Source organism: Bacillus sp. IT-79MI2 (genome assembly GCF_949768135.1).
Classification (GTDB): Bacteria; Bacillota; Bacilli; order Bacillales; family Bacillaceae_G; genus Bacillus_A; species Bacillus_A pseudomycoides.
The window spans coordinates 335,144-350,373 of sequence record NZ_CATKPV010000051.1 but is presented as its reverse complement, the minus strand read 5'-3'; the positions used below and the strand labels follow the sequence as shown (position 1 = coordinate 350,373).

Annotated in this window: 20 protein-coding genes; 4 read left to right on the top strand and 16 right to left on the bottom strand. The window is 34.7% G+C overall.

Going from position 1 to position 15,230, the window contains the following annotated elements:
• Positions 1-148 precede the first annotated feature (148 nt).
• The gene (def, locus tag ACM6HU_RS08685; RefSeq protein ID WP_003199945.1) at positions 149-703 is read left to right on the top strand and encodes a peptide deformylase; all 555 of its coding nucleotides are present in this window, start codon (positions 149-151) and stop codon (positions 701-703) included.
• Between the two features lie 67 nt (positions 704-770).
• On the opposite strand, the gene ACM6HU_RS08680 is transcribed toward def, so the two are convergent.
• Positions 771-1,544: a Cof-type HAD-IIB family hydrolase gene (locus ACM6HU_RS08680; RefSeq protein ID WP_016116079.1), complete on the bottom strand. Its 774-nt coding sequence runs from the start codon at positions 1,542-1,544 to the stop codon at positions 771-773.
• Positions 1,545-2,138: 594 nt separating this feature from the next.
• On the opposite strand from ACM6HU_RS08680, the gene ACM6HU_RS08675 reads away from it, so the two are divergent.
• Complete coding sequence (locus ACM6HU_RS08675) at positions 2,139-2,351, top strand: DNA-dependent RNA polymerase subunit epsilon (protein ID WP_016116080.1); 213 nt, start codon at positions 2,139-2,141, stop codon at positions 2,349-2,351.
• 3 nt (positions 2,352-2,354) lie between these two features.
• Complete coding sequence (rnjA, locus tag ACM6HU_RS08670; RefSeq protein WP_003199940.1) at positions 2,355-4,022, top strand: ribonuclease J1; 1,668 nt, start codon at positions 2,355-2,357, stop codon at positions 4,020-4,022.
• Positions 4,023-4,072: 50 nt separating this feature from the next.
• On the opposite strand, the gene ACM6HU_RS08665 is transcribed toward rnjA, so the two are convergent.
• The 13 genes from ACM6HU_RS08665 to ACM6HU_RS08605 form a co-directional block, all read right to left on the bottom strand.
• Entirely contained in the window at positions 4,073-4,738 is a 666-nt protein-coding gene (locus ACM6HU_RS08665; protein WP_003199938.1) for a potassium channel family protein, read from the bottom strand.
• An 87-nt stretch (positions 4,739-4,825) separates the two neighbouring features.
• The gene (locus ACM6HU_RS08660) at positions 4,826-5,692 is read right to left on the bottom strand and encodes a cytochrome d ubiquinol oxidase subunit II (protein ID WP_016116081.1); all 867 of its coding nucleotides are present in this window, start codon (positions 5,690-5,692) and stop codon (positions 4,826-4,828) included.
• 166 nt (positions 5,693-5,858) lie between these two features.
• Positions 5,859-6,023 carry a hypothetical protein gene (locus tag ACM6HU_RS08655; protein WP_154214641.1) on the bottom strand — a complete coding sequence of 55 codons (165 nt, stop codon included), beginning with the start codon at positions 6,021-6,023 and terminating at the stop codon, positions 5,859-5,861.
• 21 nt (positions 6,024-6,044) lie between these two features.
• Complete coding sequence (locus ACM6HU_RS08650) at positions 6,045-6,503, bottom strand: TlpA disulfide reductase family protein (RefSeq protein ID WP_016116083.1); 459 nt, start codon at positions 6,501-6,503, stop codon at positions 6,045-6,047.
• Positions 6,504-6,577: 74 nt separating this feature from the next.
• Entirely contained in the window at positions 6,578-7,126 is a 549-nt protein-coding gene (locus ACM6HU_RS08645) for a peroxiredoxin (protein WP_003199933.1), read from the bottom strand.
• Between the two features lie 208 nt (positions 7,127-7,334).
• Complete coding sequence (locus ACM6HU_RS08640; RefSeq protein ID WP_016116084.1) at positions 7,335-8,465, bottom strand: N-acetyldiaminopimelate deacetylase; 1,131 nt, start codon at positions 8,463-8,465, stop codon at positions 7,335-7,337.
• Between the two features lie 154 nt (positions 8,466-8,619).
• A complete protein-coding gene (gene dapD / locus ACM6HU_RS08635) occupies positions 8,620-9,342 on the bottom strand; it encodes a 2,3,4,5-tetrahydropyridine-2,6-dicarboxylate N-acetyltransferase (RefSeq protein WP_016131899.1) in 723 nt (240 codons plus the stop codon).
• Between the two features lie 71 nt (positions 9,343-9,413).
• Positions 9,414-10,250, bottom strand: a complete 837-nt coding sequence (locus ACM6HU_RS08630; protein ID WP_229161854.1) for a LysR family transcriptional regulator — start codon at positions 10,248-10,250, stop codon at positions 9,414-9,416.
• A 244-nt stretch (positions 10,251-10,494) separates the two neighbouring features.
• A complete protein-coding gene (gene cbpB / locus ACM6HU_RS08625; protein WP_003199926.1) occupies positions 10,495-10,938 on the bottom strand; it encodes a cyclic-di-AMP-binding protein CbpB in 444 nt (147 codons plus the stop codon).
• A 249-nt stretch (positions 10,939-11,187) separates the two neighbouring features.
• Positions 11,188-11,379, bottom strand: coding sequence for an antirepressor AbbA (abbA, locus tag ACM6HU_RS08620; RefSeq protein WP_016116087.1), 192 nt, complete (start codon positions 11,377-11,379; stop codon positions 11,188-11,190).
• Between the two features lie 80 nt (positions 11,380-11,459).
• Entirely contained in the window at positions 11,460-11,978 is a 519-nt protein-coding gene (locus ACM6HU_RS08615) for a ribonuclease H-like YkuK family protein (protein ID WP_016116088.1), read from the bottom strand.
• Between the two features lie 75 nt (positions 11,979-12,053).
• Positions 12,054-12,203 carry a hypothetical protein gene (locus tag ACM6HU_RS08610; RefSeq protein WP_077293847.1) on the bottom strand — a complete coding sequence of 50 codons (150 nt, stop codon included), beginning with the start codon at positions 12,201-12,203 and terminating at the stop codon, positions 12,054-12,056.
• A gap of 214 nt (positions 12,204-12,417) precedes the next feature.
• Positions 12,418-12,654, bottom strand: a complete 237-nt coding sequence (locus tag ACM6HU_RS08605; RefSeq protein WP_000055151.1) for a YkuJ family protein — start codon at positions 12,652-12,654, stop codon at positions 12,418-12,420.
• A 234-nt stretch (positions 12,655-12,888) separates the two neighbouring features.
• Here ACM6HU_RS08605 and ACM6HU_RS08600 point away from each other — a divergent pair, with 234 nt between their 5' ends.
• On the top strand, positions 12,889-13,131 hold the full coding sequence (locus ACM6HU_RS08600; RefSeq protein ID WP_016116089.1) for a glutaredoxin family protein: 243 nt from the start codon (positions 12,889-12,891) through the stop codon (positions 13,129-13,131).
• A gap of 12 nt (positions 13,132-13,143) precedes the next feature.
• On the opposite strand, the gene ACM6HU_RS08595 is transcribed toward ACM6HU_RS08600, so the two are convergent.
• A complete protein-coding gene (locus ACM6HU_RS08595; protein ID WP_016116090.1) occupies positions 13,144-13,644 on the bottom strand; it encodes a DUF3993 domain-containing protein in 501 nt (166 codons plus the stop codon).
• A 182-nt stretch (positions 13,645-13,826) separates the two neighbouring features.
• A complete protein-coding gene (locus tag ACM6HU_RS08590; RefSeq protein ID WP_016116091.1) occupies positions 13,827-15,044 on the bottom strand; it encodes an EAL-associated domain-containing protein in 1,218 nt (405 codons plus the stop codon).
• Between the last annotated feature and the right edge of the window lie 186 nt (positions 15,045-15,230).

Genomic DNA, 15,230 nt, shown 5'->3' with positions numbered 1-15,230 from the left:
CTTTTCTTTTTACTAAACGAACTCTGATGAAGAAAGTGCCGCACCCAGCATACTCTTAATTCGCCCCAATTATATATAGAGGCTATGTACTTTATCATGACTTTTTTCAGCTCCTTTGGTAGACTAAAGGAGAAAGGAGAGATTGTGAATGCTTACAATGAATGATGTAATTCGTGAAGGAAATCCCATTCTACGAGCAGTAGCAGAAGAAGTACCTCTGCCAGCAAGTGAAGAAGATATACGTACTCTTAAAGAAATGATCGAACTTGTAATAAACAGTCAACACCCTGAAATGGTTGAAAAATATAATTTACGTCCAGGAATCGGGATTGCTGCACCACAAATTGGCATTTCAAAAAGAATGATTGCTGTTCATGTTACTGATACAAATGAGACATTATACAGCTATGCTTTATTCAATCCAAAAATTATTAGTCACTCCGTTGAACGTACATACTTATCGGGCGGCGAAGGGTGCCTATCTGTAGATCGTGAAGTTCCCGGCTACGTTCCGCGTTACACACGAATCACAGTTAAAGCGACTACTATCGATGGTGAAGAAGTAAAATTACGTTTAAAAGGGTTACCAGCGATTGTATTTCAACATGAAATTGATCATTTAAACGGCGTAATGTTCTATGACCACATTAATCAAGAAAACCCTTTTGCATCCCCTGATGATGCAAAACCATTCGAAAGATAAAATAACAAAAAAGCAGAAGCTTTAGCTCCTGCTTTTTTTATAATGAAATGGTTCCCATACTCTTTTGTTACAATAAATGAGCCCACTGTAAGCCGTGAAGAATCCCATCTTCACTAACATCTTTCGTCACATAATTAGCAAGTTTTTTCAAATCCTCATGACCATTCCCCATCACAATACCTGTTCCTACCGCTTCAATCATCTCTAAATCATTTAACCCGTCTCCAAAAGCATAGACCTGTTCACGTTTAAATCCTAATTTCTCAATAAACTTTTCAATTCCCTTTGCTTTTGAACCACCATTTGGGATAATGTCCATCGAATACGCATGCCAACGAATAAAGTGAAAATCTGGATAATCATGAAGAAACTTTTCTTCTTCACCTGCTTGGCAAAAAAGAAGCGTTTGATAAATATCACGATTTTCATAAAAACCTGGTTCATATACTGGATGTTCAAACTGCAAACTTCCGAAACTTTCTTTTACATAATCATGATATTCTACTGTTGCCTTCATATCCTTATGATCTAAATAAACAAGCGGGTATCCCTCTTGCTTTGCAAATCTTGTAAATGTATGTAACGTATTAGGATGTAGCGGATTTTTAAATATAACCTCATCTTCAAATACAACATATTGGCCATTAAAACTCACATAATTATGAATATTAAGCTCATTACGAATATCTTCAAACATGAAAGGCGCACGCCCTGTCGCAATTGCCACATGTACTCCTTTTTCTTGCAACATACGCACGGCTTCTCTTGTAGATTGTAGAATTTTTTTATCATGATCTAGTAATGTTCCATCAATATCAAAAAAGACGATTTTATCATTCATTTTCAAAACCCTTTCTAGCCCTTCTATGTTCCTACCTTGACTATTTCTTTTCAAATCCTAAAAAAAAGTATAACATATTAAACATCTGTGAAGAAAGCGTTCACTTCCTAACCTTATTCGCACAATATGCATATACTATCAAAAGAACATTGATGTTTGTTTGAATGAATTTTCTTTTCTAATCTATCTCATACTATATTCATAACTGAGGGGCATACTGCCTGTGAGAGCCAAAAACGTAACATAAGATTACATCTGCACGAGCCAATAAAACCCTTGAATTATCCGGACAGCACTTCCCTCATTTCTCTTCTATGATTTCCTAGTATGTAGAGATGAAGAGTTACTACTGATAAACAAAAAATAAGTATGCATGTTTGAAATAAGGAAAGGAAGGAGTAATCATGCTGAAGAAGCTGAAGAAAAAGTTAAAACGATATTTAAACGATTTAGTCCGTAAAAAGACCATGGCTTAAATCGTGCCCATTTCGGGCTTTTTCTTCATTCTCATTCGAAAAAACATGAAAATCATGACTATTTGCTTTATAATAGGTAACAGATAATGCAAAACATAGACAAGGAGAGGTTTTCCCAATGATTTTTAAAGTATTCTATCAAGAAAAAATGACTGAGGTTCCAGTACGTGAAAATACAAAAGTTTTATATTTAGAAGCAGAATCTCAAAGAGACGTTCGTACAAAATTACAAAAGTTCGCATATAATATTGAGTTTGTCCAATCTGTTACTGGCGCTCATCTTGAATACGAAAAGCAAAATGCTGATTTAACATTAACGGAGATCGTATAATTTATGAAATTCCTAAAAAATGATCAGGCGGCCGTTTTTGCTCTTGGTGGACTCGGTGAAATCGGCAAAAATACATATGCTGTCCAATTTCAAGATGAAATTATTATAATTGATGCTGGAATTAAATTTCCAGAAGACGAACTTCTCGGAATCGATTACGTGATTCCTGATTACACTTATTTTGTACGAAACGAAGATAAAATTAAAGGGTTATTTATCACACATGGTCACGAAGATCATATCGGTGGAATCCCTTATTTATTACGCCAAGTGAACATCCCAATTTATGGTGGGAAATTGGCAATCGCCTTAATTAAAAACAAGTTAGAAGAGCACGGATTACTTCGTAAAGCAAAACTTTACGAAATTCAAGAAGACGATGTTATTAAATTCAAAAAGACATCTGTTTCCTTCTTCCGTACGACGCACAGTATTCCAGATTCATATGGAGTTGTTGTGAAAACACCGCAAGGGCAAATTGTTCATACGGGAGACTTTAAATTTGATTTCACACCAGTAGGGGAACCAGCAGATTTGACAAAAATGGCAGAAATCGGTAAAGATGGTGTCCTTTGTCTCTTATCTGATAGTACCAATAGTGAAGTACCTAACTTTACAATGTCTGAACGCCGCGTCGGTGATAGCATTCAAGATATTTTCCGCAAAGTGGAAGGACGTATTATCTTTGCAACCTTCGCGTCCAATATTCATCGTTTACAACAAGTTGTAGAAGCTGCTGTTGAAAACAATCGTAAAGTAGCTGTATTTGGCCGAAGCATGGAAGCAGCAATTGAGATTGGTCATAATCTTGGTTATATTCGCTGTCCAAAAGATACATTTATAGAAGCGTCTCAACTAAATCGCCTACCAGCTAATAAAGTTGTTATTTTATGCACAGGTAGTCAAGGGGAACCAATGGCAGCACTCTCTCGTATTGCTAACGGTACACATCGTCAAATTCAAATTATCCCTGGTGATACAGTTGTTTTCTCTTCTTCACCAATTCCAGGGAATACAGTTAGCGTAAGCCGTACAATTAATATGTTATACCGTGCTGGTGCTGATGTTATTCATGGTAAACTTTCAAACATTCACACAAGTGGACATGGTGGACAAGAAGAACAGAAGTTAATGCTACGTCTCATTAAACCTAAATACTTTATGCCAATTCATGGTGAATTTCGCATGCAACGTATGCATATGAAATTGGCAAACGATTGTGGTATTCCAGAAGAAAATTGCTTCATTATGGACAATGGTGATGTTCTTGCCTTACGTTCAGATGAAGCAAACGTTGCTGGAAAAATCCCATCCGGCTCTGTTTATATTGATGGAAACGGCATTGGTGATATTGGTAACATTGTACTACGCGACCGTCGTATTCTTTCTGAAGAAGGACTTGTTATCGTAGTTGTCAGCATTGATATGAAAGAATTTAAAGTTGCAGCAGGACCTGATATTATCTCTCGTGGATTCGTTTATATGCGTGAGAGTAGCGATTTAATCAACGATGCACAAACTTTAATTACTACTCATTTAGAAAAAGTAATGGAGCGAAAGACAACACAATGGTCTGAAATTAAAAATGAGATTACAGATACATTAGCACCATTCTTGTATGAAAAAACCAAACGCCGTCCAATGATTTTACCAATCATTATGGAAATATAAAAAAAGGACAATGCTTGCGAGCATTGTCCTTTTTTATTTCACATTATATCCTATCGTAAGAAGTGCTTAAAACGATTCACTTCATCATCATGACCAATTACAATTAAAATATCTCCTGATTGAATATTTTCTGTAGCTCGAGGAGAAACAATAACTTCCTTCCCTCGCTTAATTGCCACAATGTTTAATCCAAACTTCGCACGAATATCTAGTTCAATTAAAGAGTGGCCATCAATTTTTTTATTTGCGATAATTTCTACAATACTATGCTCATCTGAAAGCTCTAAGTAATCTAATACGTTACTTGAAGCAATATTATTCGCAATTCGTTTTCCCATATCGCGTTCAGGATGGACAATATGATCTGCTCCTATTTTAGTTAACACTTTTTCATGATAATCATTTTGAGCCTTAACAGTAATATTTTTCACGCCTAATTCTTTTAAAATAAGAGTCGTTAAAATACTCGCATTTAAATTGTCACCAATCGCAACAACTACATGATCGAAATTGCGAATTCCAAGGCTCTTTAAGACCATTTCATCTGTTGAATCTGCAATCACTGCATGCGAAGCAATATTTGCAAATTCATTTATCTTGTCTTCATCAGAATCAATTGCCATTACTTCCATACCTAATTGAGCTAATTCACGACAAATACTGCCTCCAAAACGTCCAAGTCCGATGACAGCAAATTCTTTCTCTTTCTCACTCACATGAATTCCTCCAATAACATCAAGTCCTGTCTACTTTTATTGTAGCATACTTTATATTCGCCACAAAGACTAGCAATCAACGTATACTTATTTTTGCTTTTGTATATAGAAATACTGCTGCAAATAAAATGCAATAATACAAATGAGCATACCAAAAACAAATATATTTCCAAACGAACTAAACGTTTGAAACACAAATAATAATGTTTCTTGACCAAAAAAGGCAAATAAGAGCTGTGTAAAAGCAAATAAGAGCGCCCATTTATAATGCTGTTGATGAAATAAATAATGAGTTGCTCCTAAAAATGCACAAAATGAAATAATAAATATCCACCAGGTCTCTAAAAACACTTGCCATCCTGCAAAGTTATATCCATTTACAACAAGTGCAATGATTCCAATGACTAACATCGTGGGAACACTCCAAAATAACGCTCGACTCCGAAAAAATCGAATCCCATTAAAATCACCTTTTTCATTTGCGCAATACGTTAAAAATGCTGTACTTATATACAGGACAGAAAGAATTGTTAATACGATGATTAACCAAAAATGTAACTGATTATATTCATGTTCTATATTCGTAACAATAGCTGCTAACATACTTGGAATCAGCATACCTGTCCATCCGTCAATTTTCCTTTCATTCCAAAACACAGCATTTCCTATTCGAATTCCTAAAAGCATAAAAATAGTGACACCAATTACAAATAATGTTGTCTTATTTCCAACTAGACTTGTCGAAAAGGCAATTAGACCAATAAATAAAAAAAGAACGAATCCATTCATAATCTCTAATACTGGTGATAAATAACCTTTCACCCATTTATATGTTTCTTCATATCCGCGTTTATTCGTTAAGCGATATGCGTAAAAACTTATCCCGAAATAAACTGCTGCAATAATAACATATGCGTATAAAAAGAAACACAAGATTGCACTGCCAATCTGCACCTGATTCCCCACCCTTTTTTCTATATATCACATTGATTTTACACATTTATCGCATAAAAAGTAAACTAAAACATACAGTTCCATTTCCTTCAGTAAGATTTTTATTTCTAAATTAGTATGTACAAGTCCCATTTCTCATTTATCCTACTATTTATAAAGTGAAATTTTAATCAATGGAGGTTGCTTCCCCCCACCTAACTTCATTACTTTCGCTGCATGTTGAGGTGGAGTTCTTACCACCCATGAATAGCGTAATAAAACAAAAACCTCCTAATGAAAAGGAGGCTTTGCACATATCAAAAGAAACTTCTCCTTCCAAGCCATCTAGCATGTAAAGAGAAAGCTTCCCATCTTATTCAGCTTCTTTTTCCGCTTCATCTAACACACGATTTACTCGTTTTGTTAGCATTTTCATTCCACTTCCACCTGCTTGGAAATGACGAAGCACACCATTTTTATCAAATACATAATAAGCTGGTACATATTGATTTTCAAATGCATCGGCAATCTTGTGTTGGTTATCCACCAAAATTGGTTGGGATATTCCGTGCTCTTTTGCAACTGCTTCCACTTGCTCAAGATTTAAATCTTCTTCTGAACGTGGCATATGAACTGCAACAACATTTAACTGCTCTTTATATTCATCACGGAATTTATTAATATCTGGCATTGCTTCTTTACATAAGTGACAACTAACTGACCAGAAATGAATAAGTGTTGGCTTTTCGCCAATTAGTGATTCACGTACTACTTCTCCATTTAACACTGTTGTTGCGCCGTCTAAAGAAGGCATTGGTTGACGTAATTTCATGATTTTCCCCCCTTACGAATGTAGAGAAAGGCCTAACAAAATATTGTTAGACCCTCCTATATTTCACAATAAAATTAAACGTTTAAAGTTGCTTGACCTGGTTTCCAGTTTGCTGGGCAAAGTCCACCAGTTTGAAGAGCTTGAAGAACACGAATTACTTCGTCAACTTCACGGCCAATGTTGTTGTGATGTACAACTTGGTACATTAATTCGCCTTCTGGGCTAATGATGAATAAACCACGAAGTGCGATACCTTCTTCTTCAAGTAATACACCGTAGTCACGAGATACTACATGGTTTGTATCAGCAGCTAGAGGGTATTTTAATTCACCTAAACCGTTTTTCGTACGGTCAGTGTTAATCCAAGCTAAGTGAGTGTGAATTGTATCAGTAGATACACCAATTACTTCTGCATCTAAATCTTCGAACTCATCATAACGATCAGAAAGTGCGATAATTTCTGTTGGACATACGAAAGTGAAGTCCATTGGATAGAAGAAAAGTACCGTCCATTTGTCCTGTTTCATAACCTCTTCAAGACTTACTTTACCAAATTCTTTGTTTGGCATAACAGCGTCCATTTCAAATCGTGGCGCTTGTTTTGCTACCATACGTTCTGCCATATGTATCAACCTCCGTAAATTTTTTATCATATATTGTCTACTCTTGTATTATATAAGAGGAATTAGTTTTTAGTCAATTTTATTTGATAATTATTATAAAATAACTTACTAACAACTTGTTCCTCCACCTACCATTATAAAGTATTGTGTTAGAATTACAAAAAAAATGCATCATAAATTATAATTTTCCACATAAAAAGAACAGGCTTTAACCCCTGTTCCCTTTCCATTTTACATATTGATTTAAAAACGAAATGGTTTGTTCGATTACCTCTTCTTTCGGTTGTAGCTTTGCATGATGTAAACCATATTCTGAGTCTACCCCAAGCCAAAACATAAATCCCGGGATATCACGAAGCATATACCCGAAATCTTCTCCTGTCATCGCCTCTGTACATGTAACAACATTCATATTCGTTTGCTCAGATGCAAACATCATAAACTCTTGCGTTAACTCTTCACGATTATATACTTGATGATACATTGCTCCATAATCAATAACAGCTTCACATTGAAATGCTGCTTCGATACCTGTGACAATCGCTTCTATTCTGCTCTTCACTCGTCTCATCGATTCAACTGATAGTGTTCGAATTGTCCCTTCTAGGCGAGACTTTTCTGCAATAATGTTTTGGACTGTACCACCTGTAATTTTACCAATTGTAATAACCGCACTATCAAGTGGATTCACATTACGACTAACAACCGATTGAAGCTGTGTAACAAGATGACTTGCCGCAACGATCATATCATTCGCAGTATGTGGATATGCTGCATGTCCACCTTTTCCTTTTAAATCAATATATAGTTCCGATGTATTTGCAAATAGTAATCCTTCTTTTGTTGCGATTGTCCCCACTGGATACTCTGGTGCGATATGAAGACCCAGAATGATATCAGGCTTCCACGCTTGTAGTTCTTCGCTTCCTAACATAGGTAAAGCGCCACCTGGTCCTTCCTCCGCTGGTTGAAAAATAACTACAAGGTTATCATCTATCCTGTCATTTACAACCGCTGTTAAGAGTCCTAATCCGATTGTAGCATGCACATCATGACCACATGCATGCATCATTCCTTCATGAATAGAAGCGAATTCATACCCAGTTTCCTCTGAAATCGGTAAACCATCAATATCTGCACGATAACCAATCGTTTTCTTTGGATTTCTGCCATTCACTTTAACGATTACGCCCGTTTTCCATGTTTTAACTTCAATATATTCCTTAGGAAGAGTATAAATATAATCTAAAATATATTGTTGTGTTTTCCATTCCTTAAATCCTAACTCCGGAATCTTATGTAAATCCCTACGAATTTGTACAAATTTACTGACTGTCATGTCTCCACCACCATTTATCTCGCTATTCGCGGGCAGTAAGACCTCCAACTCAAAATTCAGCAAAAGCAAAGAAGTTAGGTGGGTGATCAACTGCCCGTAAAAGTTTCACTTTATAAAAAGCGTAAGAGCTTATTTGCCCTTACGCTTTTGTTCTTTATTTTTCTGGGTTTAATTGACGAAGTTCTTGTTTAATTTCTGTTTTTGCTTTTGTCTTCTCATCAATTTCTTTAATAACACGAGCTGGTGTTCCTGCAACCACTGTATATGGGGGTACATCTTCCGTTACAACTGCACCTGCTGCAACAACCGCGCCTTTACCAACTGTAACACCTTCTAGGACAACTACATTTGCACCAATTACAACGTCATCTTCAACGATAACTGGTTTTGCAGAAGGTGGTTCAATTACACCTGCAAGTACTGCCCCAGCACCAACGTGACAGTTTTTACCTACTGTAGCACGTCCGCCAAGCACTGCATTCATATCAATCATTGAACCTTCACCGATTACTGCACCGATATTAATCGTTGCATTCATCATAATAACTGCATTATCACCGATCTCAACATGGTCACGAATAATTGCACCTGGTTCAATACGAGCTTTAATACCTTTTAAATCAAGCATTGGAATAGCAGAATTACGACGGTCGTTTTCAACAACGTAATCTACAACGTGCTTTTTATTGTCTTCAAGAATTGTCTTAATCTCAGACCACTCTCCAAATAAAACACCAGCTTTTTTATTTACAAATGCTTGTACTGTTTCAGGGAATGTTACTTCTTTTAAATCCCCTTTTATGTATACCTTTACAGGAGTTTTCTTCTCGCTTTTTTGAATAAACGAAATAATTTCGTTTGCATCCATCATTTTCATGCTTGTTGCCTCCTAAATCCATTTATAATGTTACTCTACCAAACGAAAGAGCTACTAGCAAGACAATAATCTTATTTTCCCATTTGAATTTCTTCTATAATATCTAAAAATGCTTGCACTTGCTTAAGTTGCCTTGCAGAATCGCTTGTCAATAACCACGTTTCTCGAGTCAATTTAACAGGCGTTTTATATGTCTTTTCTCTTACTTCTTTTAACACAGTAGAAGGCAACAGTGCATAACCAATTCCATTTAAAACGAGCTGCTTACATGTTTCAATTTGATCAACTACAATCGTTCGTTTAGGAGGATTAGAAAATAAACTATACCACCAATTTTGTATTTGTCCATAGTATGTGGAATCGCTTTTAAATTGTATAAACGGTCTGTTTGTATCTTTCAACATAGAAATATCTTTAATTTCTGTGTCAACTAAATACAGCTCATCCTCAAATAATTGCTGTTTATACCCTTTATATTCTTGTTTCCCTCGTAGTATAGCTACATGAACATCCCCTTCATAAAATTGCTTCTGTACTTCACTACTCCATCCTGTGAAAAGGGAAATTTTAACAAATGGATATTTTTGTACAAACCGCTTTAAAACAGGTGGTAACCAATATTGTCCAATCACAGATGCCACAGCTATCTTTAATGTCCCATATGTTTCCGTACGATAGATTGCTAATTCACTTTTAATTGCCTCTTCCCTTTGCAACATATCTTTCGCATAATTGGCCACTTTTTCCCCTTCTGGTGTAATTGTCAGGCCTTTTTGAGAACGGATAAAAAATTTCATTCCCCACTGTTTTTCCATTGATTGTAATCGTTGACTGAGTGCAGGTTGTGAAACGAATAAGCGCTCCGCAGCTTTTCTCATATTGGATTCCTGTGCTAAAACAACCATCATTTGAAAATCATCAATTTGCAACTTTCTCCCTCTTTCCTTATCTTACATGTAACCATCTAACCTCAATATATATGTTGCACTATTCTCTAACATGCGATATTTAATTTTTATTTTTAAGAAGCTTGGATAAATTGGCATTTCACTTAACCTTTTATACTTGTTGACGCTGTTCCCTATACACAATGGAAAAGAGACGCATGATAAAAAAGCGACTTCTTTTTTATTCGAAGTCGCTTACCCTTCTTTATCGATTATACTGTCTTACTTTTTTGTTCAACAATTTTAAAATAGCACGCCTTGTTAAAATTCCTTCAAAGTACCCGTCATTGTTTACAGCACAAATAAATGGATGATCAATTGTCATTTCTAACGCTTTAGCAAATGAATCTTCAAGTCCAAGATTCGGAATGTCCTTTTTCATTACATTCTCCACTTTCATATCCTCAAGCTTTTCAAATTCAATGCGTTCTAACCCTAAAATACCATCCAAAATCATCGCAGTACTTATTAATCCATGCAATTTATACATGGGATCTAAAACAGGAATTGCAGAATATCCAGACTTTACAAGAACAAGTAAAGCATGTTCTAAGCTATTTCCAATTTGAACATGTGCAACTTTTTCTGATGAAATCATTAAATCCTTTACAAGAACTTGTTGAAACTCATCTTTCGGAATACTAATCATTTTATATCCCCCACTTTTTCTCCCTTTTTCCTGCTAACATGATCTCCAATAGACTATTCATAAGAACCTTACTGTTCGAAGTTAATCATATCCACGGCTAAAAGTTTCACTTTATTTCCCATTTCTACTCATATCTTATGATAGCGTTTTCATATTATTATTTTGTCCTTATTTATTACAACAAAAAATAATGATACACAGTTCATTTTACCATAGAACACAAAAAAAAGACTACCTTTATGGTAGCTCTTAGTATCCTTCATTTTTTAATCGATTAAACAACCTTGTAATTCTTCTATATTGGGAAATATCCGCTTTTTTTAAACCAATTTCAATATCTGTAAGCTCAACAGCTAGAATTTCAGTAGCGTAGTTTTGACGAAATAAAATATCTAACAGCAAGCTTTTTTCTTCGTTTGTTAAAGTAACTTTCGTCTGCATATACTCCTCTCCTTATGCTTTTTTCTTATTATTTATTATATAAAATATCTGCTTAGTTTAATAGATAAAAATTCAGTTTTTTACTTTGTATATCGATTTGCATAACTAAAAGCTGCATAAGCATCAGGTTTAATTTTTGCAGTCAGCCCCATCGCCTTCACCTTCATTGTCATATCCGAAATAAATTCTTTTGTTAATCCATCATTTCCTATATCCAAGTGAATTTCCATTACAAATCCAGCTCCTTCATGAGCGTATGGATGTAAAATCTCCCATACCCGCCTTATATGTTCCGGTGTAAACAAACAGGCGACTTCTTGACTAAACTGTGTTTCTAAATATATTTTCTCACGTAAGGTAGGTGGTCTTTTATGTACTGCTTTATGTTTTAAACATCCCCATGCTCCTTTCCCAACACGATGAATGTGCACTGCCGTAATAAAACGAGTATATTTTTGATGTGCTTGTGAATCAGTTCCAATAGACAGTCGATATAAATTGCGTGGATCTCTTTTAATAAAATTACAGATGCGTGAGAACACCGTTTCAAAATTCATATTCCTCTCTGATACATTATAAAATGGATGCTCACCGTCCACATAGTCACGTCCCTTCGATTAGACAGACTTTTTGCATTCTCATTGTATGGGACAAAAGAGGAAAATATGACTTTATTATCCTTTACTTGTTTCTATATTTCGGATGGAATACTTACATGCTGGACAAGTATAAATTACATTCTGATTAGACTGAGCTGTTAGCACACGATCAATTTCAAATGACATATGACATTTTGGACAAACAACAATTGGTAATCGTTCCACACTCCACATTCCCTTCAAACTTTTAATACCAGTGTAGGAAGAACCAAAAAATCTTATACATATAAAGTGAAACTTCCATTAAGCTTTTACAGATCGTTATCTCCACATATCTTCTTTAATTCCTTATCCTCTTACTACCCATTAATGAAGAATGAAGTTATTATTAAAATCACCAAAAAAGGTACCGCTTCTCGCGGTACCTTTTTTGTATGTATCAAGAAATAATATCGTAGATCTCAATTGCAACCATATCAATATTATCGAATTGATACACTTGTGGCTTTTCGCCTTGCTGATACACTTCTAACTCATACATTTCACTTTTATCGAAAAATTTCACGCTACATTTGCGTTCACCGTTCACTTCAAAATAGCGTTGTGCTACTTCACCGCTTTCAGCTTGTTCTTGTAGACTAACAAGTCGAGTTAAAATTCCTTGGAGTAGAGACATGAAATCTCCCCTTTCTCTAATCTTCCTATCAATAGGTTTTACAGCTATACTCATTCTATCCGTCATAACAGAAAAAATGTTCCACACTCTAGGATAAAGCTTCTTGACGAGAAACTCAACTAAAATTTGTCGAAAAAAGAAGTAAAAAGCAAAAAGGAAATCTTTTTTCTTCCTTTATTGCGGTTTTTGTAGCTGCGGAATATAATAAAAAGCAGAAAAAGAGGAGGATTTATAATGAAAAAAATAGAGGTTTATACACAACCAGATTGCCCACCATGTACCATTGTAAAAGAATTCTTAAAACACAACAATATAACATACAAGGAATTTGATGTCAAAAAGGATAGCGCTGCTCGCAACCGTCTTTTATATGACTATAACTCATACTCAACTCCAACCGTTGTCATTGATGGGGAAGTTGTCTCTGGTTTTCAAATTGAAAAATTACAACAGTTACTAAATCTAGAAAAGGAATAGGCAATGATTCACCTATTCCTTTTCTTTCAACTCTTGTAATTTTTTCATTTCTATTAAAAGCTCCTGACTCTCATGATAACCAGCTAATTTCCATTTTCCTTCTTCCTTTTGCAACGTAATAATTTGATATTGTTCATTTTTCACCCATTCATATACGTATAAAAGCCCATGTTCTTCGTCAAATGCTAACTTTGTTTGAGAAGTAAAAGAAAAAGGAGCTTCTTTTGTAGGAAGTAAATGTTCACCGCTTTGTTTGTCACCGTTACTATTTTCATCTGTAAAGACTTGAAGAAAGTTATTTGTAAAATAAGGTGATAGTACATCATACATCTTCCCCATTGATAAATGCTTCCCACGAATTGAAAATTGTACCTCATATCCCTTTTGAATGGTTGTAAACACTTCTTTTCGATCCACTTTTATTTCTTCTTTACCAAGAACCGTTGTAACACTATACCCAACTAGAAAGGCAACACATAAAAATAGAACAAACCAAATTCCATATTTCCTCATTTTTTCACCTTCCTTTAACAGAGCTTGTCTTTGTAGTATTCATTGTAACAATGATTATGTAAAGAAAGGGATGGTTTCGTTCGTAAAATCTTTACAATGATAGACAGCATTTTTGCCATCTTTTTCACTATTACCAATTTATGCTAAAAACAAACAAAAAAATGCACGAATTGCTTCGTGCATTAAAATAAAACATCTTCTTCGTATAAAAATTCATAGGACAAATCAATAAATAAAAAATGTTCATCATCAATTGGAAAGGAAAACGTTCGTACCATCTCTCCTGTTTCTATATCTGCATATAAATCAGAGAGTCTTGCTTTATTTTCAAATCTCATTTTCATTATATTTTCTAAAAAATACGGACGCCAGCTCCAATTTTTCATATAATACTCTGGCATAACAATCCATTCACCATCTTTTTTCATAATGTTTCCTGATTGCTGAAAGCCGTCTTCATTACAAATAAAGATTCGAAAACTATAATGCGATACATGTTGACTAAAATGCAATAACCAATTATTAACGTCTTCATTCTTTTTCTGCTTAGATAAAACATTCCCAACTTGATCACGCAATGTTTCCGTTAATTGATAAATTTTTTGTAGTTTTTTCTTTTCATGTTGAATAAATTGATGACATTCATTACCCAGACGTTCTTTTAAAATATCCGCTTCAATAAAATCAGGTAAACATTTTTTTAAATAATTCCCTTGATAATATCTTCCACCATTTTTCCAAGCGTATTGCAGTTGGTAAAAAGCATCAATTTCTTCATATAATAATGTCGCACCAATTCTTCTCGCTAATAAAGACAAAGAATATAAAATATCTTGATAAGATTGTAAAAGTGCAGTTTGTCTTAAATTCGTTAAGTCCACCTTTAAAATATCAGGTGCCAGCACACTAATTCGTTCTAGATTACTCGTACCTGTCCCTACTTTATTAATTGAAATTTGAATGCCATATGTACGGTAATACATAAGTAAGTGATTAAATTGTTCTATATCTTCCTTACAATCATGCTCTGTTATTTCTAAAACGATATTCCCTAAATTCAATCCTTTTTTTTCATACATTAATAGCAAATGAAGTAAACTTTCATCTTCATCATTCATTAATATGTTCGCACCCCGATGTATAAACAATAAAAATTTTTGATCTGTTTCCAAGTAACGTTCTAATGCTTTTTCTACTATGACATTATCCACCTCTAGTTGAAATTCACCTGGAATGGAATCATCATGAAAAAAAGAAGAAAGACTTTGTATCCCTTCTTCCGTTTGGATACGTCCTACTACCTCATATCCAATTACTGTATGCTCATCAGCACTAAAAATAGCTTGATAATAAGGAAGGACTTTATCTAAATTACTCATCACATCTAATGCATCTACCAAAATGTTTCCCTCCCTTTACTTTTCAAAAATTATAACACCGTATGTATAGAAAAATAATAAAAAATCCCTTCAGTTTTCCTGAAGGGATTAGAGGGGTAAAATGCTAAGGGGAATTAGCAATTCTACTATGAAGAAAAAAGAGGTCTTAAATATACCTTATAAAAAACCTATTGTAAACACTTTTCT

Bases quoted from the DNA above. Each gene is read 5' to 3' on its own strand.
- ACM6HU_RS08680 (WP_016116079.1), bottom strand. From the start codon at position 1,544: ATGAATGATAAAATCGTCTTTTTTGATATTGATGGAACATTACTAGAT.
- def (WP_003199945.1), top strand. From the start codon at position 149: ATGCTTACAATGAATGATGTAATTCGTGAAGGAAATCCCATTCTACGA.
- ACM6HU_RS08595 (WP_016116090.1), bottom strand. From the start codon at position 13,644: ATGAGGAAATATGGAATTTGGTTTGTTCTATTTTTATGTGTTGCCTTT.
- ACM6HU_RS08630 (WP_229161854.1), bottom strand. From the start codon at position 10,250: ATGATGGTTGTTTTAGCACAGGAATCCAATATGAGAAAAGCTGCGGAG.
- ACM6HU_RS08650 (WP_016116083.1), bottom strand. From the start codon at position 6,503: ATGAAATTACGTCAACCAATGCCTTCTTTAGACGGCGCAACAACAGTG.
- ACM6HU_RS08675 (WP_016116080.1), top strand. From the start codon at position 2,139: ATGATTTTTAAAGTATTCTATCAAGAAAAAATGACTGAGGTTCCAGTA.
- ACM6HU_RS08640 (WP_016116084.1), bottom strand. From the start codon at position 8,465: ATGACAGTCAGTAAATTTGTACAAATTCGTAGGGATTTACATAAGATT.
- rnjA (WP_003199940.1), top strand. From the start codon at position 2,355: ATGAAATTCCTAAAAAATGATCAGGCGGCCGTTTTTGCTCTTGGTGGA.
- ACM6HU_RS08600 (WP_016116089.1), top strand. From the start codon at position 12,889: ATGAAAAAAATAGAGGTTTATACACAACCAGATTGCCCACCATGTACC.
- abbA (WP_016116087.1), bottom strand. From the start codon at position 11,379: ATGCAGACGAAAGTTACTTTAACAAACGAAGAAAAAAGCTTGCTGTTA.
- dapD (WP_016131899.1), bottom strand. From the start codon at position 9,342: ATGAAAATGATGGATGCAAACGAAATTATTTCGTTTATTCAAAAAAGC.
- ACM6HU_RS08605 (WP_000055151.1), bottom strand. From the start codon at position 12,654: ATGTCTCTACTCCAAGGAATTTTAACTCGACTTGTTAGTCTACAAGAA.
- ACM6HU_RS08645 (WP_003199933.1), bottom strand. From the start codon at position 7,126: ATGGCAGAACGTATGGTAGCAAAACAAGCGCCACGATTTGAAATGGAC.
- cbpB (WP_003199926.1), bottom strand. From the start codon at position 10,938: ATGATTAGTATTCCGAAAGATGAGTTTCAACAAGTTCTTGTAAAGGAT.
- ACM6HU_RS08655 (WP_154214641.1), bottom strand. From the start codon at position 6,023: ATGCTAGATGGCTTGGAAGGAGAAGTTTCTTTTGATATGTGCAAAGCC.